Below are 20,277 nucleotides of genomic sequence, written 5' to 3' on the forward strand. Positions count from 1 at the left end.
ATTTATTTAATATTTGTGATCAATGTAAATTCTTAAATTTAATCTTTAGATTTTTTCAGAGGGACAAACCTACTGTTTATCACTGCATTGTATCAATGATACTCTGCCTGAATGTATCTTATCGGATCTTATCGATTTTCAGATACCCTAATCCCATCGGGTTTTCCTGATTTTCCGCATCTGATCTTTTCAGAATGATCGTATACTTTTCTTTCATTTTTGCCGGCAGGATGTCATTCACATTGAAAATATCATCAATATCCACTCCATGCTTATCATCGATGTGGCTTACTGCATTTTCGAACCCCATGGTCTTATAAAATTCTGTTTCTTTCACTTTCTTCACAACCTCTCCCATCGACTTTCCTACCATCAGGTGCTGTTCATGAAACTCTTCAAAATGTCCTTTCTTATACCCTCCTAAATTGATAAAATACAACTGATCTTCGGAAGAAACATCTGTTCTTTCAACAATTTCCACTTCATAGCCGTCCACAAACCTGACTTCCTGATGGCAATCGATATGGATCTTTCCCTCCGCTTCCGTCCAGAACTCTTTTATATCCGGAACAAGGTCTTTGAGGCTTTCCGCAATCCCGAAAAATACATCGTGCTGTTCAATATTCCTTCCTTTAGGGGTTGCTCCAAGGATGATATAGAATAATTTCATATCACTTTTAATTTCTGCAAAAATACGCCAAAATTATCTTTTTTTAAAGTTTGGCAGAGAGCGTCAATAGTTTTATATTTGTAACATGTCAGAAATCATCATTCTCTTTCTCGGGGCTGTTTCAGCCGGCCTTTTAGGTTCACTTACAGGTTTAGGGGGGGGAGTTATCATTATCCCTTTATTGACATTGGGTTTTGGGGTTCCCATGCATTATGCCATCGGGGCTTCTCTAATTTCGGTGATCGGTACCTCTTCCGGTGCAGCCGTTGCTTTCGTTAAGGAAGGCTTTACCAATATGAGGATCGGGATGTTTCTGGAGATCGCCACTACTGCAGGAGCTGTTGCGGGAGCTTTGGTTTCCGGGATGCTCAATCCGAATACCATCGGGATCATTTTTGCCAGTATCCTTCTTCTGACTGTTATCCTTAATCTTAAAGGAAAGCCGGATCATCAGGAACCTTTGATCAAAGGAAGCCTTGAAGACAAACTTAAATTATACGGTACTTTTCCGGATAAAGGAGGAATTATAAAAGACTATTCTGCAAGAAATACCATTCCCGGATTTTTAATGATGATGTTTGCGGGCACAATGTCCGGATTATTAGGAATAGGCTCTGGAGCCTTGAAAGTCCTGGCCATGGATAATATGATGAAACTTCCTTTTAAAGTATCCACCACTACCAGCAATTTTATGATTGGGGTAACGGCAGTGGCCGGTTCACTGATCTATTTCCAAAGGGGAGAAATCATTCCTGTGATTGTTGCTCCGGTACTGATAGGTGTTGTAGTGGGAAGTTTTATCGGATCTAAAACCCTTATGGTTTCCAAGACGAAAAAACTGAAGACCTTCTTCGCCATCGTCATTACCATTTTGTCAGTATACATGATGTATAACGGTATAAATCAGAGTTTCAGATGAGAAAGAATTTCACAGATGCCGATCTGAACCGTTCCGTAGGAAATCTTCTGAGACTGGGGGTTATCCTGTCTGTTATCACGTCGTTGGTTGGGTTTATCAAGCTTTTCCTGGAAGGTTTTAAAATGCCTAAAAACTACTCTTTCCTTGATATGGGAACTTCTTCGGAAAAGGTATGGGGACACTTCTGGAATTCTTTATGCAAAGGAGAAGGGATGGCTATTATTCAACTTGGGATTCTTTTACTAATCTTCACTCCTTTGATGAGGATCGTTTTTGCCCTGATCGGGTATCTTAAAGAAAAGGATTATACTTATGTCATCATTTCGTCCATAGTACTTGTTATTATGGCGATAAGTTTCTTTACGGGATACGCTCATTAATTTTTATCCGGCATAGAACTCTAATGGCAGCCTGTCGGGATCCTGGGTAAAGAAAAACTCTTTTCCCGTGAATTCATCATTACGGATCTCCTCACAGCTCAATCCTTTTTCTACCAATTCCTTTCTTTTTTCGTGTACATTGTCAACGGAGAAAGCCAAATGACGCAAACCACATGCTTCAGGGTGTGAGAGTCTTTCAGGAGGCTCAGGAAACGAAAATAATTCAATGACATAGTGATCTCCAATAGCCAGATCCAGTTTATAGGACTGCCTTTCTTCGCGGTAAACTTCCCTGATAATACTCAGTCCCAATGTTTCCGTATAAAATTTTTTTGAAATTCCGTAATCGGAGCAGATGATGGCAATATGATGGATCTTCATTTTCAATTTTATTTTACATTCGGGCAGTTGTCCTTTCTTCTGGTATCAATTAAATACTGGATTTTCCAATGGTCATTTTGCTTTACCAGTTGAAAACTATTGGCTCCGCAATGCGAGAATTTGCCTTTATAATAGAATTGATAAGGGGTAAAGACACTCGCCAGATTTCCATCCACATGAATGGCTTCTATGGTTATCCTTTCGTCCAGATCATCTTTTGAAACTTTGGAAACAGTAGAAATAAAATCCTGAACATTGTCTGTTTTCACTGCTCCTTCTTTTGTGATAGTCTGAAAAATGGCACCTTCTGCGAAAGCCGATTTCAGAAGCTCAGGGTCGGCATTTTTCATTGCCTTAAACAAGTCATGGATGGGCTTTTCAACCTCCTGATTCCCGGATTGCTGCCCAAGGCAAAAAGTGCTTAATAATAAGGTAAAACCAAGTATTCTGTTCATATCTTCTGTTTTAAAGTCGAATAAAAATAGGGAAATATATTAAGCTATTTAGAAATTGGAATGACAAAATGGGTTGTGGTTAGGTTGTGCAGAGTTGAGACGACTTATTTAACCACCCCGTCAAAAATTCTTCGAATTTTTGACACCCCTCCATTGGAGGGGAATTTTATTTTAAAATTTCATTATATCTTTTACCACACCTTTTTTCTGGGTAAGCTGTAATAGTTCATCTTCAATGTAGGTAATTATTTTTCCTTCGGAACCATCATTTGGGAATAGAAGATGAACGTTTGCGCCTGCATCCAAAGTAAAGAATAACGGCAAGCCGGTTTCTTTCCTGAAATCCCAGATCTTATTAATGACTTCCAGTGTTCCGGTTTTCATGAGAATGAATGCAGGATCACTCATCATCATCATGGCATGCAACGTAAGGGCCTCATGCTCTACCAGTTTGATAAAGCTTTGCATATCCCCGTTTTTCAGGATCTCTTTCATCGGGACAAAGTTTTCCCTAGCTTCCTGAAATCTCTTTTCTGCATATAGATTGGTTTTCATCAGGCCATGCCCTACTGTGGAAGAGACACTCTTCTGCCCTTCATGGATCAAAAGCACCCAGTCATTAAAGTTCCTGAAAATCTGGTGAATCTCAGCATCCGGATATTTTACGGCATACAAATCTGAACTTTCTTCCACCTCATCAGACTCTCCCCAAACCACTAATCCGTTATATAAACTTCTGCATGCGCTTCCACTTCCCAATCTCGCTAAAAAAGATGCTTTTCTTAAAGATTCTTCTTCAAAAGTTTTTCCTGAAAAAGCTTCATCCAGTTTCATTAGGCATTTGGCAATCGCCCCAAATCCGGAAGCGGAACTGGCAATCCCTGAACTGTGCGGGAAAGTGTTTTCTGTATGGACGGTGTATTTTCCTTTTAAGATCCAAGGCAGGTATTGTTCTATATTCCTGAAATATTTTTCAATTTTCTCCGCAAATTTCGGTTCTTCTTTTCCGGACAGGAAGGTCTGTACAACAAACGGTTCATCAGCAGAAAATTCCATTGTAGTATTGGTTTTACAATGGTTCAGGGTATAGCTGATACTTGGATTGGCCGGAATCTGCTGATCATATTTTCCCCAGTACTTGATCAGGGCAATGTTTGACGGACAGCTTTCCGAAACGGTTTGTGTACTTAGATTAAAATTGGGGTTTCCCAGAAATTCTTGTGTTGTCATAATTTAATTTAAAATGATAAAACTTCCTGTTTTAACTATAAAATTTACAAAAGGTTAAGATCAGAATACTTTAAGTTTAAAATTAAAAGCTTACTTAAATCTTTGATCTTCAGCACTGCTAATTATTTGCTATTAATCATCTGCTTTGTCGTACTACTGTAAGCATCTTGGCTGCGTCTGTGTTCCTTCGATGTCAAAATGGGCTTTTGTTTGGTTGTCAGGGTTGAGACTGATTATTTAACCACCCCGTCAAAAATTCTTCGATTTTTTGACACCCCTCCAATGGAGGGGAATTTTGCCTTCCATTATTCCCTGATATTTTATTAATCACTTTCGGGAAAATCTCATATCGGATCGAATGATAAACTTATTTACATTTAAAAAACTTTTGTAGTTTTTATAGTTGAGTTTTATTTAATACATTTTCTCTATAATATCAGCATATTTTTTCAAGACCACATTTCTTTTTACTTTCAGTGTAGGGGTAATTTCTCCTGTACCGATCTCAAATTCCGAAGGCATCAGGGTAAACTTCTTCACTTTTTCAAAATCAGAGAGATGTTCCTGCAGTTCTTTGATCTTTTCTTTATAAAGATTAACGATCTGGTCTTTCTTCACTGTTTCTTCCCAGTTGGTAAACGGGATATTGTTTTTATTCAGATATTCCTTTAAAAATTCAAAATTCGGGACGATGAGGGCGGACACAAATTGTCTTCCTTCTGCAATCAATACGATCTGCTGGATATAGTTGTTATTGGTGAGAAGATTTTCGATCTGCTGGGGGGCAATATATTTTCCGTTAGAAGTTTTCATCAGGTCTTTGATCCGGTCTGTGATGACCAGATTTCCTTTTTCGTCAAATTTTCCTGCATCTCCTGTTTTGAACCAGCCATCTTCCGTAAAAACGGCTCTTGTTTCTTCCGGTTTGTTATAATACCCTTTCATGATACCGTTTCCTTTTACCTGGATCTCATCATTTTCCCCGATGCGGACTTCTACACCCGGAAGAGGTTTACCGCTTGTGCCGTGCTCAAAATGAATCAGCGGGAAAAGTGTTAATGTTGCCGTAGTTTCCGTCAAGCCATAGCCTACGGTTATATGAATACCCACCGATTCGAAAAATAGGGTTACTTCCGGGGATAAAGATGCTCCACCACAGGGCAGGAACCAAAGCCTGCCACCCATTTTTTCTTTAATTTTACTGAAAACCATCATATCCGCTATGGATTCTTTAAGTTGTAAGCCTAATGGAATCGGATGTTCATTTCTTTTCAGTTCTGCGATCTGTTTTCCCGTTTCCACAGCCCAATTGAAGATCTTTTTCTTTAATGATGATCCTTCTTCTGCCTTTTCCAGTACGCCGGCATATACTTTCTGGAAAAACCTGGGCACGGCACACATCATGGTAGGCTTTACTTCTTCCAGGGTTTTTGCGATGTTCTTAGTATCTTCCAAAAAATAAACCCTCGCTCCGCCATACAGGCAAAGCAGACTCCAGCTTCTTTCAAAAACGTGGCTTAAAGGCAAAAATGCGAGTGAAAGCTCTTCTTCAAAGTTTTTAAATCTGAAGAATTCAAAATGGGCATCGAAGGCTTTAAGGAAATTCCCGTGGGTAAGGATGACGCCTTTCGGGGTTCCTGTAGTTCCTGAGGTATAGATCAGAGTAGCCGTATCACCGGTTTCTTTTTTGCAGATCTCCAATTTGGGAGAGGCTTTGGCAATAAAGTCTTCCAGATAAAAACTGCTGAATTCTTTTTTGATCCAGACCGCTTTTTTGGACACAATAATAGTTTGAAGGCTGTTCTCTTTTTTTAAAATTTCAAGGCAGGCATCGTATTGCATCTGATCTCCTGCCAAAATAACTTTAGCCTGCGAGTCATTGATAATATACTCCGCCTGCTCGGCATTATTGGTAGAATAGATAGGGACCGTAACCGCACCTACAGCCATGGAAGCAAGGTCAAAGATGATCCATTCGGCAGAGTTATCCGAATAGATGGCTACTTTATCATTTTCCCGGACTCCTGCGTCCTTCAATGCGCTGGCAGTTTTAAAAACGATCTCTGCAAATTTTTTCCAGCTCAGCTCTTTCCAGGTTCCATCTTTCTTTTTGAATCCAATGGCTGATTTTACAGGATGTTTTTCTACATTTTTATGGATAATGGCCTCTGCAAGATTCATTTATTTCTTCTGCTTTTTGTCATTAATATAATTATTAAGATGAAAATCAACGCTTTCCTCTACGGGAATGAACTGATAATCCAGCTTTTCTTTAATTTTCTGATTGGATATGGTGTTGAATGAAGTGACGGATTCTATATTGGATTTTGTGATCATTCTCAGCTTCGGGATGAGCCAGCCGAAGAGTGTATTGGCCAATCTTCCGAGGTTTAATTGGGTTTTTGTCAAAATTTTCGGGTCTTTCAATCCAAGCTTTTTTCTGATCTGTTTTCCGATCTCTGCATATCTTTTTCCTTCAGAGATTATGATAAAACGTTCTCCGAAAATATTTTTCTCCATTAAATCCACGGCAGTTTTGGCTACATCTCTTACATCCACATAGGCAGAACCTCCGGAAAATGTATAGCGGTTTTTCTCAAAAATAGGGAAAATCTCTCCACTGCTCCGGCCCCAGCCGCCACTGCCCAGAATCATTCCGGGGTTTATAATTACCGTATTAAGGCCTTCTGCAGAAGCTCTCCAGACTTCCATTTCCGCCAGGTGTTTGGATATCGCATAGGCGGAATGTTCTTCTTTGGGATTGAATTCGGAATCTTCGTCCAGTTCTTCTTTTTCATTGAAGAGATCCAGAACGGCAATGGTACTTACATGCAGAAATTTCTTAACGGTTGAGTTTTCAACAGCATACAACAGCTTTTTTGTAACTTCTATATTGGTCTGATACATTTCTTTATCATCTCCGGGGTCGAAACCGACTTTTGCAGCACAATGATAAATTTCTTCAACTCCTTCCAAAGCATACTGTAGGACATTGATATCATCGAAGTCCACATCCACCCATTCTATTTCATTAAAAAAGGCATCAGGGGTTTCCGTGTAAAATGAATATGATTTTTTCATCTCTTCGAGATTGCTTTCCGACCTTTTGGAAGCACGAACCTTCTTTCCTCTTTTCAGAAGTTCTAAAGCGATTACTCTTCCTAAAATACCCGTTGCTCCTGTAACAAAAACCATTAATTATTTAATTCTCTTTTATTTTAATTTATTTCCCGCTTCCCAGCATGGTTTTCCATATGGGTTTATACACAACATTTCTTATTCCCTGACCGTGATAAGGATTTCTTTTGTTTTTTAATTCACTTTCCTGAAAAGATATCGGTTTGTCCAACGCAAATATATGATCCTTCGGTATTTTCAGGGCAGTGCATATTTCTTTCAGGGATTGGGCAGCAAGTTCATTTACATGATAGACCGCATACAAGTTTTTTTCGGGAGTCGCATTTTTTCTATAATACCACCCGGCAATTTTTCTGTTTTCTGAGTCGGAATAATCCCAACCGCCGGAAAAGCTGATCACCCTGTATACGGATGCACTATTAGCAATAAACTGAGCCATTCCTCCTCCCTGTGACTGTCCGGCAATGGCAATTTTGGTCCAGTCCGGAACTTTTCCTTTCAGATAGTCTGACCAATTTCCCTGAGGATCGTTATCTGAAAGGTATTGTAATAATTTGACAAGCCTCGGAACGATTGCATCCTGAGACTGATCCTGAATTAAGGAAAAACGGGGGGTTCCATAGATCCTCATTCTCCTGAATTCTGATGCACAATCCGGATACAGGTTTAGGGTATCTCCTGTACAAACCTCAGAAACGGCAGGCGTGGTAATAAACGAAACGGCTATTACCTTATAACCGCTTTCTAAGGCCGTGGTAAGAAAATCTACAGGAACATGGCTTGTGGTGCCTCCTGTTCCTGTAAGCCATAACAGGACTTTATTGTTTTTTACCGCCGGATCATAATATACAATATGAGGTTCGTCTGCCAGATGAACGGACCGGTCTAATGTACCGGGTTTTACTTTTATTGTTTTATAAACAGTAGAATCAATGTTTTTTTGCGCTACTATCATTAGCGGAACCCACATAAGGATCATGATCATTATTCTGTTATCAAGAGTTTTCTTCATTACTACCGTTTGTGTGTTTTCACAAAGGTAATATTTTAACTCATGATAACGTATTTTTATCCGGGTTTGTTCTGTTTTATCTTTCTTTTTCTGAATTTACAAAAGTTGATAATCGGTTTATACCAAAATAGTGTTATTTCTTCTGGGAGCTTTATCACACAGGATATCTGCAATACTTCTAGAAATAAGGTTTTCTTCCAGAAGATTATCCAGCCAGAAAAATTCTCCTGCTGCATTAATTTCTATAAAATAATATTCGTCTTCCGGCGAAACTATGATATCTATGGCTCCGTAATCGACATGGTACACATCTAAAAGCTCAAGGATTTTAGCTTCTATATCTTCAGGAAGTTCGGTTGGCACCCATTTATCGATCAGGTTGATCCCGTCTTTACGCCAGTCTACTTTAGCATCATCAAACAGCTGGGAATCTACTTCAAAAGCATAGATATCCTGCCCTACGACGGTGATCCTCAGTTCTTTTTTCTTTTCGATCTTCTTTTGAAACTGCATCGGGCAGTACAACAGGGAATCCAGCTCCTCAAGGTTCTCTTCCTTGATCACATTGGTGAATACCACATTTTCAATACCATCTTCATAAATAGCAAACCCTGTCTGCATCTTCCCGATAACATTTTTATGTTCCAGAATAAATTTTTTGGCTTCTTCCGGATTATTGGTGATGCATGTTTCCGGAATTTTGAATCCGATTTTATCTGCAATTTTCAGTTGTTCTTCCTTACTGTCAAGCCTTCTGTAAACACTCGGCTTTCCTAAGGAATAAGCATCAATGGATTCCAGAAACCCAAAAAGGGTATTTCGGATCTCTCCCATTGCTGCCCCGAAGAATTTGGCATCCAGCTCTTCTTTAAGCCCTGTCCCGAGGTTGTAGGCTCTTCTGTACCATACTGCTGCTATATCATCCAAACGGTATTTTGCGTCAGGGGTTTCCAGGATTGTCATCCATTTTCCCTCCTGAAAAATAGTGGCCAGCTTATTTTTTAAGGGATAAAGGTCTACATCAAAACGTATGACCTCAAAATCGTTTTTCGCGATATATTCCGTTACTTTTTCGATGGAAAAGTTATCCTGTGTATGTGTAATGATTAAAATTTTATTGTTCATTGATTTTCATTCTTTTTATTAGGTTATCAGCTATTTTTTCCGCAATCGGAAATCCTAATTCTTTCTGCAACATGCCCCATTCTCCCTGTGGATTGACTTCTAAAAAATAATATTCCCCGTCTCTGCCTTTGATCATATCTATGGCTCCCAGATACAGCCCCATTTCTTTCATCATGGAGGTCAGGTCATTTTTAATCCTTTCCGGAAGGTCATAAGAAGTCCATGCATGATCTTTCCTGCTTACACGCCAGTCTGCCTGTCCACTGCTGTCGATCTTTCCTGTAAAGAATTCACCGTCTACATATACGATCCTCAATTCATATTCTTTATCAATATAAGGCTGAAAGATCATGGGCGTATAGGCAATATCAGAAATATGCTCCAGACTGTCTTCTTCAATGATCGTGGTGGAAAGAAACTGCTCTCCGCTCATGGATTTCACCAATGCCCCATGTAGCTTGGCAATCGCTTTTCCATTGCAGTACTTATGAAAAAAGGCGGTAATTTTTTCTTCGTCATTGGAAAAAATGGTTTCAGGAATAACCAGATTATTCTTCCCGGCAATTTTCAGCTGATGCATTTTATTTCCGTCAATCTTTTTCTCCTTTTCATAGGGATTGATCCAGGGAAGATCTTCCAAAGCGGTCAACAGATTATATCGAAGACTGCTATATTCATTGAGAAAGATTTTCTCGTACTCTTCATCCAAATCATCCGGAACAGCAATTTTCCATGCTTTCCTGTGCCAAACGGCTTTTATATCCTGAGACCGGACGGTATTTCCCTGCTTGTCTGTCAATTCAAAAGAATCTTCTTTGATACTGATCTTCAGAAGGTGATTCACATGGTCTGAATTCAATCTGAAAAAGGGAATATTCTTAGAGGCAAGGTATTCAAAAAAAATATCGATGTTATAGAAATCATTGGAATGGGTTATACAAAGAATCATAGGAAAACTTTATTAAAAAAGGAAACTTAGATCGTAAGTTTCCTTTATGTATGATTATTGAGTATGTTTTATCTCTGTAAACAACCCATTTTATATGGACTGTACATCATCATCCCCATCCGAAGGGTATTTCTGAGTCTGGGCCATATCATAAAGAGGTTTGGTCACACTATCTCTTGCCGGAATGGTAATACCTGCTCCTCCTTTAACATTTTTAGGCTCTTTAAGCTGCTTTTCCAGGAATGATGCAAAGAAAGGCTTCTTTTTTGAATTTTTGTTTTTCATACTATTTTAATTTGGTGTTAAATGGTTATTACATATCGTCTAAATCCTCATCACTGTCAGAAGGGTATTTCATGGTAACATGATCTCCTCCGGGACGTGTAACATTGTCCTGAATAGCTGAAGTAATAGAATCTTTAAGTGCTGAAGTAACACTATCCTGAAGCGCCGATGTTATTGAACCGGTACCTCCTGTTACTTTCTCAGGGTCTTTAACTTGTTTTTCTAAAAACGAAGCAAAGAAAGGTTTTTTTAACTTTTTCTTGTCCATATATTAATATTTTTAATGATTTGATTGTTCTAAATTACAAAAAATTTAATACCGGAAAAAAAATAAATCACCACTTTAAGAAAATTTTAACACACTTGTAAAACTCGGAAAATCAAGTTAATCCAAGCCCAGAAATTGCTTTACAACATGGCTGAATTCCACCGGATTATCCACCTGTACCCAATGCGCTGCATTTTTTACCGTAACTATCCTGGCCTTCGGAAACTGCTGCCTGATGGCAAACTCATCCTGCGGAAGGATATAGTTCGATTTTTCGCCGGAAATAAACAATGTATCTCCTTCAAAAACTCCAAATTTTATAGCATTGGAAACAAATTCGTTATATTTTTCTGATAATGTTTTGAGGTTGAATCTCCAGTTCAGCTTCTTCTGGTCATCCCAGTACAAGTTTTTAGCCAGGAACTGAATGGTAGACTTTTCAGGGATATATTGCGTCAGCACAGTTTCCACATCACTTCTGGATCCTACAGTATCGAAATCTACGCTTTCCAGAGCTTTAATAATCCCCTGATGATGTGGCGGGTAAGCTTTTGGAGAGATATCCACAACAATAAGCTTCCCCATTTTTTCAGGATATTTTATAGCAAACTGCATGACCGCTTTTCCTCCCAGAGAATGTCCTAATACATGGGCTTTCTGAATTCCGTAATGGTTCATGTAACTGGCAATATCATCCGCCAGGTCATCATGCGTCATACTCTCTGAATGAAAGCTTCGGCCATGATTTCTCAGATCAATAAGGTGAACTGGCAACAGCTCCCCCATATCTTTCCCGAAACTTCCCCAGTTATCGAGCATTCCAAACAGCCCGTGAAATACTAAAAGTGGCGTATTTGATAAATTTTCGCCAAATATTTTTGAATGTAAAATTTCCATATTATAATTATTTAGAAGGAAGTGAGAAGATGGAAACGGGAAGTTAGCTTCAGGCTTCCTTTCTCCCGCCCTTTACATTACCATTTTGCCAGTCTCTTCAGATAAGCCTGCACTGTATTTTCCAGTCCCATATACAAAGCCTCAGAGATCAAAGCATGACCAATGGAGACTTCCAGCAGATCCGGAATATGATCTGCAAAATATTTCAGATTCTCCAGACTCAGATCGTGCCCCGCATTAAGGCCTATTCCGAAATCAGCAGCTACAACGGCTGTATCGTAATAGGGTTTTATAGCCTGCTCTTTATTGATCAGGTAATTTTTAGCATAAGCCTCTGTGTAGAGCTCAATTCTGTCGGTGCCTGTTTTGGCTGCATATTCAACAAGCTGCGGGTCCGGATCAAGGAAAATAGAAGTACGGATTCCTGCACTTTTAAATTCTGCAATAATATCTGTAAGGAAATCCAGATGCTTTTTGGTATCCCAACCAGCATTGGAAGTAATGGCATCATCTGCATCGGGAACTAAAGTGACCTGTTCAGGTTTCACCTCTAAGACCATATCAATAAATGGACGGTGCGGATTGCCTTCAATATTGAATTCCGTTGTAACAAGCGGCTTCAGGTCATAAACATCTTTTCTGGTAATATGCCTTTCATCCGGCCTTGGATGTATCGTAATTCCCTGTCCACCAAATTCCTGGATTTTTATTGCAGCTTCCGTTACGCTTGGCATATCGCCTCCTCTTGCATTTCTTAATGTAGCTATTTTATTGATGTTTACGCTTAGTTTTGTCATTCTTATTATAGATGTTAGATATCAGAAGTTAGATGTCAGACTGATACTTTCAGAAGAACTTCTAATCTCCAATACCTTATTAAATTATTAACTGATTATATGGAAGCTTTATATTAAAATCTGATCTTCAATACCCGGCTTCGTTTTTCTTTATACTTTTACACTTACCTGCATGACCTGCAGGTCAAATTCTTTGGAGGCCACCAGCAAATGATCGAAAATATCTGCCTGGATCACTTCGAAATGCTCCCACTGAGAATCATTGGCAAAGCAATATATCTCTAAAGGAAGCCCCTGTGGGGTAATATCCAGCTGGCGAACCATAACGACTCCTTTTTTATCGATATCGGGATCATTTTCAATATATCTTTGGGCATAATGCCGGAAAACCCCGATATTGGTAAGCTGCCTTCCGTTGATCGTTTTGTCTTTATGATCGATGCTTTCTTTTTCTTTTTTGATCTCAATGCTTTTTTCTTCCAGATAATCGGAGATTAGATTGATCTCTTTCAAACGTTCGATATCTTCATCATTCAAAAATTTGAAGGAGTTGATATTAAAATAAATAGATTTTTTAATTCTTCTCGTATTGGATTCCGACATCACCTGAAGATTCTTTATTTCTGTGGTCAGCAGGTCATAGGTAGGAATTGTGGAAATAGTCTTATCAAAATTGATGATCTTGGTAGTTAAGAGGCTTATATCTGAAATATTCCCTTCAATACTGTATTTCGGAATGCTGACCCAGTCACCTACCTTCAGATTTTTGGAGGTAGCTACATGAATTCCGGTCACAAATCCCAGAATGGTATCCCTGAATACCAGAACCAGAACAGCCGTTATAGCTCCTAAACTTCCTAAAATAGTTGTCCCTTTGATTCCAAAAATAACGCAGATCCCCACAACGGAAAATACGAAAATCCCCATGATTTTGACGGTTTCAGAGATGGCATTGATCGCCATAATCCTATAGTAATCCTGCTTAATGACAAAATAGTTCCTGAAAGCCGTCAATGACCTGTAGAGCATCCCTGCCACCACCAATACAATAGCAAGATCAACAATTCTTTCTAAAAGTGCATAGCTTTTCCGATGCCTCCAAAAAATAGAAATCAGTGCATAATTGGCAAAATACAAAGCCATGAGATGTGCAAAGGAATTGGTGATCTTAGATTGATAGATGGACTTTAAGGCCGGATATTTTTCCTTATCTAAAAATAATTTAAAGAAGCTGTTGATAAGAAATTTCACCACCAGATCCACCAACAGGACAAGCACTGCCAGAAAAAGAAATTTCAGAAAGATCTGAACAGGCAATACAAAATCCGAATGTACATTATCTTTTACAAAATAATGAATATGGTCACTAATGTTCTGCAAAAAATCTTTAGTGTCTTGTATTTCTTCTTTCATTACAGCAAATTTATGAAATTATAGCCGATGTATGCACTTATCCGAAAACATTATGGAGTAACCATTAAAAAAACAAAATAGCATGAATATTATTCAACAAAAACAAACAATTTATATATCATTTTTAAAAATTTTATATATTTATTATGCACAAAATAAAACAAACCATTAAAAATCTCACGAATATGAAACAACTCAACCTTTTTTTAAATACAGTTGTAATTTTTTTATTCAGTGGCTGTAACAGCAGCGATCCTAATGACATTAACGAAGTTACCACCCCGAAAGTTGAAATGGGAAAGGTATCCGGAAAAGTATTATCCAAAAATGGTGCAAAACAGATCGGAGGGGCTTTAGTTTTTACATTCAACGATAAGAACGAAATGTATTATGCCTATTCCAATGCCAATGGCGAGTTTACTCTGGAGGCACCTGAAGGACAGCATACTATCAATATCCAGACCGGAAACGGGTCCAACTTCCGTACGGAGGTGAATGTGGACATCAAAAAAAATGAGACCACTCCATTGGACAATTCTGTAACAAAGCTTAATCAGGTAGCCAAAATGGCCTATGTAAAAGGCACTTATGATGATATTGAAAGTATTGTGACGGGATTAGGATATACGTTGACCCAAATTTCCTACGATGATCTGAAGATTATGAATACCGTAGCACAATATGATGTCATCTTCCTGAACTGCGGTTCCAAACTGGCTGCTACTCCTAACGATCAGCTTGTTTACGACAACCTTTCCACTTTTGTAAGCAACGGCGGAAGTTTGTATGCTTCAGACTGGGCTGTATCTTATCTTACCGGAGGCGGATCCAATTCCAATGCCTGTAATATGCCGGGAGGATTTATCCCGGACACTAAATTATGCTCCATTAACAATGGAACTTCCGGAACTACAAGCAACGCTTCTATTTCGGACGTAAATCTGGCCGGTGCTTTAGGATTTAATGCTCTGGACATCCATTATGATCTTGGAGCATGGCATAAAATAAATAATTATGATACAACCTTTTGGGATGTAATGGTAAAAAAAGACAATGAGGCATTAATGATCAAAACCAATAAATATCATGATTCCACTGCCCCGCAAACTCCTATTGGAAACAGCGCTGCAGACTCATGGGTTACCATTTGCCACAATCCTTCCGGAAACAATCCCATCACGCTTACCATCAACCAGAATGCATGGCCTGCCCATCAGGCACACGGAGATACTATGGGAGCATGCAGCGGCAACAATACCAGCGGAAATATTTTTTATACTACTTTTCACAACCATGCATCCGGCAACATCGGAAATTCAGGGCTGATTCTCCAATATATTATTCTAAATCTTTAATTTCATATTATACAATGACAAGGAGGCTTTTTATAAGCCTCTTTTTTTTATCTTGCAAAAGAAAAAATCTAAACATGGACCTACCATTAATTAATGTTCTCTCCCTCATTTTATTAGTATTGGGAATACTGGGTACTTTCCTTCCTGTTTTACCGGGATTAATTCTCAGTCTTTGCGGTCTGCTGCTTTATAAATATGGAACAGATGCTGATCTGCCGATGATCTATATATGGGCTTTCGGTATCCTTACAGCCATATCTGCGGTCCTTAACTATGTGATCCCGGCAAAAACGAACAGAAAATATGGCGGTACACGCTGGGGAAGCATAGGTTCGGTGATTGGGACCATTGTGGGGATGTTTATTCCTATTCCATTGGGTTTTCTGATCGGGATGTTTGCCGGAGTGTTCATAGGGGAACTGCTCCATGACAGCAAGGATATGGATAAAGCTCTTAAATCCACTAAAGGAGCATTCATAGGCTTCATTTACGGGACCGGGTTTAGTTTTGTAATCGGCGTGGCAATGTTTTTGGTAGTAGTATTGGATATGCTTAAAGTTATTTAAAGCCATGTCACATACAATAATCATATTCTGTTTGGGGCTATTGACGCTTGTCAATTGCAATGCACAAAAAGAAACAAAGGCTCCGGCAAATGTTTCTTCAGCCTCAAACGGCACAAAAGAAATACCACCTATGAAAGAAGGCGGCATCATCTATTTCAATGAAGGTGAAAACAAATTCCTGAAAGAATTTGAAATGAATGTTACGTTCAAAGGGGTTTCCGAAGACAGCCGCTGCCCTGAGGGTGTAAATTGCATCTGGGCGGGAGCCGCCGTAACCCAAATTGAGGTGATGGGCATAGCCACCCGACCCATGATCCTAAACCTTGCCACTTTAGATCATACAGGGAAAAATTATCATCAGTCTGCCGAGTTCAATGGTTATACTATTTCCTTAGCTGAACTTACTCCGTATCCGAATCAAAAGGACGGAACAAAAAACCTTAAGGGAAAATACAGGGCAGGAATTACCATTACCAGGACAGAAATTACCACGAAATAGGCTTTTTTCCTTTGGAAACCAAATATTCATTGATCCTGGAAAAAGGTTTGCTTCCGAAAAATCCTCTGTGAACAGAAAACGGTGACGGATGTGCTGATTTCAGTATAAAATGCTTAGCCGGATCGATAAGTTCGGCTTTTTTTTGTGCAAAAGATCCCCATAATACAAAAACCACATTTTCTTTTTTATCTGAGATCTCTTTAATAACAAAATCTGTAAATTTTTCCCAACCCAGGTCTTTATGGGAATTCGGGGAATGGGCACGAACCGTTAAGGTGGCATTCAGCAATAAAACGCCTTGCTTACCCCAATCATCCAGCTCTTTGGATGTTCTTGCTATTCCCAGATCATCTTTTAGCTCAATGAAAATATTTTTAAGGGAAGGCGGTGCTGTTACCTGTTCAGAAACAGAAAAGCACAATCCGTTCGCCTGATAATCATTATGATAAGGATCCTGCCCGATAATGACCACTTCTACATCATCAAAAGCGGTAATCTCCAAGGCTCTGAAAATCTGATTCCTAGGTGGAAAAACTTTTGTCGTGGCGTATTCCTGCTTTACCTTTTCCCAAAGGTTTTTAAAGTAATCGGTATTTTTTATCGGGGCTAAAACTTCTGTCCAGGTCATATTATAATTTGAGAATTTGAGAATTTGAAAATGAGTTAATTTGAAAAGGTAAGTTTCGATTCGGATATATTTTATTCACGGATATTCAATAATATTTTTCTAAGTTTTTCATAATCTCCATCCTGTCCAAAATTTTCGGTATTTGCAAATGTACCCATAATCTCATTCTGACCACATGTAAAACATATTTTGGCAACTCCGGCAGGTTTTCCTTTTTTCCTAAAAATAAGGATATCCCTGTAAACAGGCATACATTTGGAGTATACATTATTGGTTGTCGTTTTTTCAGTAAAAATATTATTGATACCGTCAAACTCAGATTCACTAATGCGAACTTTATAGTACTTAGCAGGTTCCAGATACATCTTACCAGAAACTAATCTGCCGGTTTTTTCATTTTCATCCGCATAATAATAGTCAATCTGATCGTAATTAAAAAAAACTTTGCCTCCGGTTTCTTTACAACCTATAAGTAAAGACAATATCAGAAAAAATATATTCTTTTTCATAACGACTAATAAATAGTATCCTAATCAAATATACATATGTTTTTTATTCCATACTTTTCAAGCTAAAAACCAAATTATCCGGAAATCCCTCATCTTCTCTTCCCTCTTCCAAAACAAAATGATGTTTAATAAGCAATCCTTTTGAATTTTCATTAAATTTATTGGTAATTGCTAAGATTTCCTGCAAATGTAAGTCATCAAAACCAAAATTTAAAATCGCCTGTATCGCTTCCGACATGATTCCTTTTCTGTGAAAATCAGGCAATAACTCGTAGCCAACCTCAGCAGTTTTTCTGTCCTCAGAAAAATTCCAGAGACAGATCGTTCCAATAAGATTCGGTTGATCTTTTAAAGAAATTCCCCAATAAAAAGTCTGATTATTTTGAACCCGTTCTTTTATCGTTAAGATAAACTGCAATGCGTCATAATTTGTTTTGGGTGAATTTCTCATCACAAACCGATTGGTTACCTCATTACTCCGGATCTTCAAAATATCTTCAACATGGTTTTCAGTAACATCCTTTAAAATTAATCGTTCTGTTTCTATTATCATATTTCAAATGTACTAAAACTTAATAATTACAACATTTTCAAATTCTCAAATTCATTCATTTTCAAATTAAATTCACATTTTCTCACTAAATTTGCATTGTGTATATCAATATAGAAGACTTAAATGAATTGGAGTTTCCGGAGCTGCTTTCGGAAATTTCTCCATTTGCCTATTCTCCGAAAACGAGAGAAAAAATTCTTCAACTTCGTCCGATGGAAATTGACGAGGCAGAACTTTCTTTGAAAAAAACCGCAGAATACCTGACGAGTTTTGAAAGTTCAAATGCGATCCCATTTGATGAGTATGAAGATATTGAGAGTGAATTAAAATTAATGCTGATCGAAAATTTCCGTCTGGAAAATAATGCTTTCATCAAAATAAAGACCATCACGGAACAGATAGGAAAACTTCAAAAGTTTTTCCCTACTATGCCTGAAACTTTTCCGTGCTTAATGGAAGAAGCTGCCGTGCTTGAATTCAGAAAAGAGATCATTGAAAGGGTAGATAAGGTATTTAACCGGTTTGGTGAGGTAAAAAGTGAAGCCTCCCCTGTGTTAAAAGAGCTAAGAACAGAGATCCAGCATGCCAAAAAAGCGATCCAGGAGAACTTCAATCGTGCTTTGTTCAACTATGGTCAAAGTGAATTTCTGGATGACATCCGTGAAAGCATTATTGAGGATCAAAGGGTTTTAGCTGTAAAATCCGGGTTCAAGAAAAGGGTTCCGGGAAGGGTTTTAGGAATTTCAAAAACAGGTTCTATTACCTACATCCAGCCGGACAGTGTGATAAAGCACTACTTCAAACTGCGTGAGAATGAAGAGGAAGAGAAAAAAGAGATTGACAGGATCCTGAGGAGGCTTACCGCCGAATTAGCAGAATTCCAACCTCAGCTTACTGAATACCAGGCTTATATTTTTGACCTGGATCTAACGAGAGCTAAAGCCAAGTTTGCAGAGCTGGTCAATGGTGTTTTACCTAAGATCAACCGCCATAAAACACTGAGGTTAAAAGATGCCTTCCATCCGTTGCTATGGTTAAGAAATAAAGCGGAAAACAAAACTATTTTCCCGCAGACTTTAGCATTAACGGAACATAACAGGATCATCTGCATCTCCGGCCCTAATGCAGGAGGAAAATCGATCACTCTGAAAACAGTCGGATTGCTTCAACTGATGATCCAAAGCGGAATTCTGGTTCCTGTTCATCCTAAGTCCGAAATGTTCTTCTTTGATAAGATCATGACAGATATCGGTGACAACCAGTCTATTGAAAATCATCTTTCCACTTATTCATCCCGATTAAAGAAAATGGCGGGGATCATCCGTGAGGCGGATGCCGATACCCTTCTGCTAATTGATGAGTTTGGTACTGGTTCCGACCCTGAACTGGGCGGCGCTCTGGCAGAAAGTTTCATGGAGTTTTTCTATGATAAAAAAAGTTTTGCCATCATTACCACACATTACACGAACATCAAACTGGTCATAGAACAGCTTCCTAATGCACAGAATGCGGCAATGCTGTTTAATGAAGAGACTCTTGAACCGATGTATAAACTGGAAGTGGGACAGGCCGGGAGCTCATTTACTTTTGAGGTGGCTGAAAAGAATAAGATCCCTAGATTTATCATTCATTCTGCCAAGAAAAAAGTGGAACATGACATCGTCAACCTTGATAAAACGATCGTAAAGCTTCAGCAGGAGAAATTTGAGGTAGAGAAACTAAAATCCGACCTTACAGAAAGGAAGGAATCTATGGAGGATAAACGCGACAACCTGCAAAAGCTTAATGACCAGCTTCAGCAGAAACTCTACAATTTTCAGAAACTGTATGAGGAAGAGCATCGCAAATTACAATTCGGGAATAAGATCGAAGCTTTTATTGAAAGTTATACAAAAGGAAAGTCGCGAAAGGATGTGGTGAAGGATTTTGTAAAGCTGCTGGAGCAGGAGAAATTCAGAAAGATCGGTGCCAATAAGGATGAAAGCAAGCGGCTTCAGGTAGTTAAAAGAAAGATCACCCAACAGCTGAAAAAAGAGGAAATCATAGAAAAGATCGCTGAGACGAATGAAAAGCTGGAAGAACAGCGCAAAACAGACCGTGCTCTCTGGATGAAAGTAGGCCAGCGGGTACGTATCACCGGAAGTACAAGTGTAGGAACCATAGAAAAGATCTCGAAAAATAAGGTAACCGTAAATTACGGGAACTTCAAGACTATGATTGATGCGGATGAATTGGAAAGGATTTAAAA

General features: G+C 38.7%; 23 protein-coding genes. 6 read left to right on the plus strand and 17 right to left on the minus strand.

Translation table 11 applies throughout. The features are described from left to right. Positions 1–118 precede the first annotated feature (118 nt). Positions 119–670, minus strand: coding sequence for a DUF1543 domain-containing protein (locus HNP38_RS06175; protein WP_184186059.1), 552 nt, complete (start codon positions 668–670; stop codon positions 119–121). An 85-nt stretch (positions 671–755) separates the two neighbouring features. On the opposite strand from HNP38_RS06175, the gene HNP38_RS06180 reads away from it, so the two are divergent. After that, positions 756–1,589, plus strand: a complete 834-nt coding sequence (locus HNP38_RS06180; protein ID WP_184186062.1) for a sulfite exporter TauE/SafE family protein — start codon at positions 756–758, stop codon at positions 1,587–1,589. Continuing rightward, positions 1,586–1,969, plus strand: a complete 384-nt coding sequence (locus tag HNP38_RS06185; RefSeq protein WP_184186065.1) for a DUF1634 domain-containing protein — start codon at positions 1,586–1,588, stop codon at positions 1,967–1,969. Before HNP38_RS06180 ends, HNP38_RS06185 begins: the two co-directional genes overlap by 4 nt. 3 nt (positions 1,970–1,972) lie before the next feature. Here HNP38_RS06185 and HNP38_RS06190 read toward each other — a convergent pair whose 3' ends face one another. From HNP38_RS06190 to HNP38_RS06250, 13 genes are all read right to left on the minus strand, one after another. Beyond that, a complete protein-coding gene (locus HNP38_RS06190) occupies positions 1,973–2,350 on the minus strand; it encodes a VOC family protein (protein WP_184186068.1) in 378 nt (125 codons plus the stop codon). A gap of 8 nt (positions 2,351–2,358) precedes the next feature. Continuing rightward, positions 2,359–2,805 carry a nuclear transport factor 2 family protein gene (locus HNP38_RS06195; RefSeq protein ID WP_184186071.1) on the minus strand — a complete coding sequence of 149 codons (447 nt, stop codon included), beginning with the start codon at positions 2,803–2,805 and terminating at the stop codon, positions 2,359–2,361. Between the two features lie 171 nt (positions 2,806–2,976). Then, positions 2,977–4,035 (minus strand): diphosphomevalonate/mevalonate 3,5-bisphosphate decarboxylase family protein, encoded by a 1,059-nt coding sequence (locus HNP38_RS06200; protein WP_184186074.1) that lies wholly within the window; start codon positions 4,033–4,035, stop codon positions 2,977–2,979. Between the two features lie 414 nt (positions 4,036–4,449). Continuing rightward, positions 4,450–6,216: an AMP-dependent synthetase/ligase gene (locus HNP38_RS06205; protein ID WP_184186077.1), complete on the minus strand. Its 1,767-nt coding sequence runs from the start codon at positions 6,214–6,216 to the stop codon at positions 4,450–4,452. Continuing rightward, positions 6,217–7,230: an NAD-dependent epimerase/dehydratase family protein gene (locus HNP38_RS06210; protein WP_184186080.1), complete on the minus strand. Its 1,014-nt coding sequence runs from the start codon at positions 7,228–7,230 to the stop codon at positions 6,217–6,219. Between the two features lie 28 nt (positions 7,231–7,258). Continuing rightward, positions 7,259–8,185 (minus strand): BPSS1187 family protein, encoded by a 927-nt coding sequence (locus HNP38_RS06215; RefSeq protein WP_184186084.1) that lies wholly within the window; start codon positions 8,183–8,185, stop codon positions 7,259–7,261. A gap of 117 nt (positions 8,186–8,302) precedes the next feature. Next, entirely contained in the window at positions 8,303–9,310 is a 1,008-nt protein-coding gene (locus HNP38_RS06220) for an MvdC/MvdD family ATP grasp protein (RefSeq protein WP_184186086.1), read from the minus strand. Further along, positions 9,300–10,259, minus strand: coding sequence for an MvdC/MvdD family ATP grasp protein (locus HNP38_RS06225; RefSeq protein WP_184186089.1), 960 nt, complete (start codon positions 10,257–10,259; stop codon positions 9,300–9,302). Before HNP38_RS06225 ends, HNP38_RS06220 begins: the two co-directional genes overlap by 11 nt. 90 nt (positions 10,260–10,349) lie before the next feature. Further along, positions 10,350–10,544 carry a microviridin/marinostatin family tricyclic proteinase inhibitor gene (locus HNP38_RS06230; RefSeq protein ID WP_184186103.1) on the minus strand — a complete coding sequence of 65 codons (195 nt, stop codon included), beginning with the start codon at positions 10,542–10,544 and terminating at the stop codon, positions 10,350–10,352. A 28-nt stretch (positions 10,545–10,572) separates the two neighbouring features. Beyond that, the gene (locus HNP38_RS06235; protein ID WP_184186118.1) at positions 10,573–10,812 is read right to left on the minus strand and encodes a microviridin/marinostatin family tricyclic proteinase inhibitor; all 240 of its coding nucleotides are present in this window, start codon (positions 10,810–10,812) and stop codon (positions 10,573–10,575) included. Between the two features lie 117 nt (positions 10,813–10,929). Next, positions 10,930–11,709, minus strand: a complete 780-nt coding sequence (locus HNP38_RS06240) for an alpha/beta fold hydrolase (protein ID WP_184186121.1) — start codon at positions 11,707–11,709, stop codon at positions 10,930–10,932. Between the two features lie 77 nt (positions 11,710–11,786). Beyond that, positions 11,787–12,506, minus strand: coding sequence for a pyridoxine 5'-phosphate synthase (locus HNP38_RS06245; protein ID WP_184186124.1), 720 nt, complete (start codon positions 12,504–12,506; stop codon positions 11,787–11,789). A 150-nt stretch (positions 12,507–12,656) separates the two neighbouring features. Beyond that, the gene (locus tag HNP38_RS06250; protein ID WP_184186127.1) at positions 12,657–13,919 is read right to left on the minus strand and encodes a mechanosensitive ion channel family protein; all 1,263 of its coding nucleotides are present in this window, start codon (positions 13,917–13,919) and stop codon (positions 12,657–12,659) included. 185 nt (positions 13,920–14,104) lie between these two features. Between HNP38_RS06250 and HNP38_RS06255 the strand changes: the two genes are divergently transcribed. The 3 genes from HNP38_RS06255 (at position 14,105) to HNP38_RS06265 (ending at position 16,339) form a co-directional block, all read left to right on the plus strand. Next, the gene (locus tag HNP38_RS06255; protein ID WP_184186131.1) at positions 14,105–15,274 is read left to right on the plus strand and encodes a carboxypeptidase-like regulatory domain-containing protein; all 1,170 of its coding nucleotides are present in this window, start codon (positions 14,105–14,107) and stop codon (positions 15,272–15,274) included. A 74-nt stretch (positions 15,275–15,348) separates the two neighbouring features. Beyond that, a complete protein-coding gene (locus HNP38_RS06260) occupies positions 15,349–15,840 on the plus strand; it encodes a DUF456 domain-containing protein (RefSeq protein WP_184186134.1) in 492 nt (163 codons plus the stop codon). Positions 15,841–15,844: 4 nt separating this feature from the next. Next, positions 15,845–16,339, plus strand: coding sequence for a hypothetical protein (locus HNP38_RS06265; protein WP_184186137.1), 495 nt, complete (start codon positions 15,845–15,847; stop codon positions 16,337–16,339). Here the strand turns inward: HNP38_RS06265 and HNP38_RS06270 are convergent. The 3 genes from HNP38_RS06270 to HNP38_RS06280 all read right to left on the minus strand — a co-directional run bounded on the left by HNP38_RS06270 (position 16,326) and on the right by HNP38_RS06280 (position 18,029). Continuing rightward, positions 16,326–16,967, minus strand: a complete 642-nt coding sequence (locus HNP38_RS06270; RefSeq protein ID WP_184186140.1) for a uracil-DNA glycosylase — start codon at positions 16,965–16,967, stop codon at positions 16,326–16,328. The two genes, HNP38_RS06265 and HNP38_RS06270, sit on opposite strands and share 14 nt — an antisense overlap. A gap of 71 nt (positions 16,968–17,038) precedes the next feature. After that, the gene (locus tag HNP38_RS06275; protein ID WP_184186144.1) at positions 17,039–17,476 is read right to left on the minus strand and encodes a hypothetical protein; all 438 of its coding nucleotides are present in this window, start codon (positions 17,474–17,476) and stop codon (positions 17,039–17,041) included. Positions 17,477–17,519: 43 nt separating this feature from the next. After that, entirely contained in the window at positions 17,520–18,029 is a 510-nt protein-coding gene (locus HNP38_RS06280; RefSeq protein ID WP_184186147.1) for a GNAT family N-acetyltransferase, read from the minus strand. A 98-nt stretch (positions 18,030–18,127) separates the two neighbouring features. Between HNP38_RS06280 and HNP38_RS06285 the strand changes: the two genes are divergently transcribed. Further along, positions 18,128–20,275 carry an endonuclease MutS2 gene (locus HNP38_RS06285; protein WP_184186151.1) on the plus strand — a complete coding sequence of 716 codons (2,148 nt, stop codon included), beginning with the start codon at positions 18,128–18,130 and terminating at the stop codon, positions 20,273–20,275. Positions 20,276–20,277: the final 2 nt, after the last annotated feature.

This window comes from Chryseobacterium defluvii (assembly GCF_014204415.1).
GTDB lineage: Bacteria > Bacteroidota > Bacteroidia > Flavobacteriales > Weeksellaceae > Chryseobacterium > Chryseobacterium defluvii_A.

Excerpts from the sequence above, each read along its gene's own strand:
- HNP38_RS06185 (WP_184186065.1), top strand. The coding sequence starts at position 1,586 with ATGAGAAAGAATTTCACAGATGCCGATCTGAACCGTTCCGTAGGAAAT.
- HNP38_RS06275 (WP_184186144.1), bottom strand. The coding sequence starts at position 17,476 with ATGAAAAAGAATATATTTTTTCTGATATTGTCTTTACTTATAGGTTGT.
- HNP38_RS06210 (WP_184186080.1), bottom strand. The coding sequence starts at position 7,230 with ATGGTTTTTGTTACAGGAGCAACGGGTATTTTAGGAAGAGTAATCGCT.
- HNP38_RS06215 (WP_184186084.1), bottom strand. The coding sequence starts at position 8,185 with ATGAAGAAAACTCTTGATAACAGAATAATGATCATGATCCTTATGTGG.
- HNP38_RS06190 (WP_184186068.1), bottom strand. The coding sequence starts at position 2,350 with ATGAAGATCCATCATATTGCCATCATCTGCTCCGATTACGGAATTTCA.
- HNP38_RS06175 (WP_184186059.1), bottom strand. The coding sequence starts at position 670 with ATGAAATTATTCTATATCATCCTTGGAGCAACCCCTAAAGGAAGGAAT.
- HNP38_RS06265 (WP_184186137.1), top strand. The coding sequence starts at position 15,845 with ATGTCACATACAATAATCATATTCTGTTTGGGGCTATTGACGCTTGTC.
- HNP38_RS06270 (WP_184186140.1), bottom strand. The coding sequence starts at position 16,967 with ATGACCTGGACAGAAGTTTTAGCCCCGATAAAAAATACCGATTACTTT.
- HNP38_RS06235 (WP_184186118.1), bottom strand. The coding sequence starts at position 10,812 with ATGGACAAGAAAAAGTTAAAAAAACCTTTCTTTGCTTCGTTTTTAGAA.
- HNP38_RS06255 (WP_184186131.1), top strand. The coding sequence starts at position 14,105 with ATGAAACAACTCAACCTTTTTTTAAATACAGTTGTAATTTTTTTATTC.
- HNP38_RS06205 (WP_184186077.1), bottom strand. The coding sequence starts at position 6,216 with ATGAATCTTGCAGAGGCCATTATCCATAAAAATGTAGAAAAACATCCT.
- HNP38_RS06195 (WP_184186071.1), bottom strand. The coding sequence starts at position 2,805 with ATGAACAGAATACTTGGTTTTACCTTATTATTAAGCACTTTTTGCCTT.
- HNP38_RS06225 (WP_184186089.1), bottom strand. The coding sequence starts at position 10,259 with ATGATTCTTTGTATAACCCATTCCAATGATTTCTATAACATCGATATT.
- HNP38_RS06230 (WP_184186103.1), bottom strand. The coding sequence starts at position 10,544 with ATGAAAAACAAAAATTCAAAAAAGAAGCCTTTCTTTGCATCATTCCTG.
- HNP38_RS06220 (WP_184186086.1), bottom strand. The coding sequence starts at position 9,310 with ATGAACAATAAAATTTTAATCATTACACATACACAGGATAACTTTTCC.
- HNP38_RS06280 (WP_184186147.1), bottom strand. The coding sequence starts at position 18,029 with ATGATAATAGAAACAGAACGATTAATTTTAAAGGATGTTACTGAAAAC.
- HNP38_RS06180 (WP_184186062.1), top strand. The coding sequence starts at position 756 with ATGTCAGAAATCATCATTCTCTTTCTCGGGGCTGTTTCAGCCGGCCTT.
- HNP38_RS06250 (WP_184186127.1), bottom strand. The coding sequence starts at position 13,919 with ATGAAAGAAGAAATACAAGACACTAAAGATTTTTTGCAGAACATTAGT.
- HNP38_RS06260 (WP_184186134.1), top strand. The coding sequence starts at position 15,349 with ATGGACCTACCATTAATTAATGTTCTCTCCCTCATTTTATTAGTATTG.
- HNP38_RS06200 (WP_184186074.1), bottom strand. The coding sequence starts at position 4,035 with ATGACAACACAAGAATTTCTGGGAAACCCCAATTTTAATCTAAGTACA.
- HNP38_RS06240 (WP_184186121.1), bottom strand. The coding sequence starts at position 11,709 with ATGGAAATTTTACATTCAAAAATATTTGGCGAAAATTTATCAAATACG.
- HNP38_RS06245 (WP_184186124.1), bottom strand. The coding sequence starts at position 12,506 with ATGACAAAACTAAGCGTAAACATCAATAAAATAGCTACATTAAGAAAT.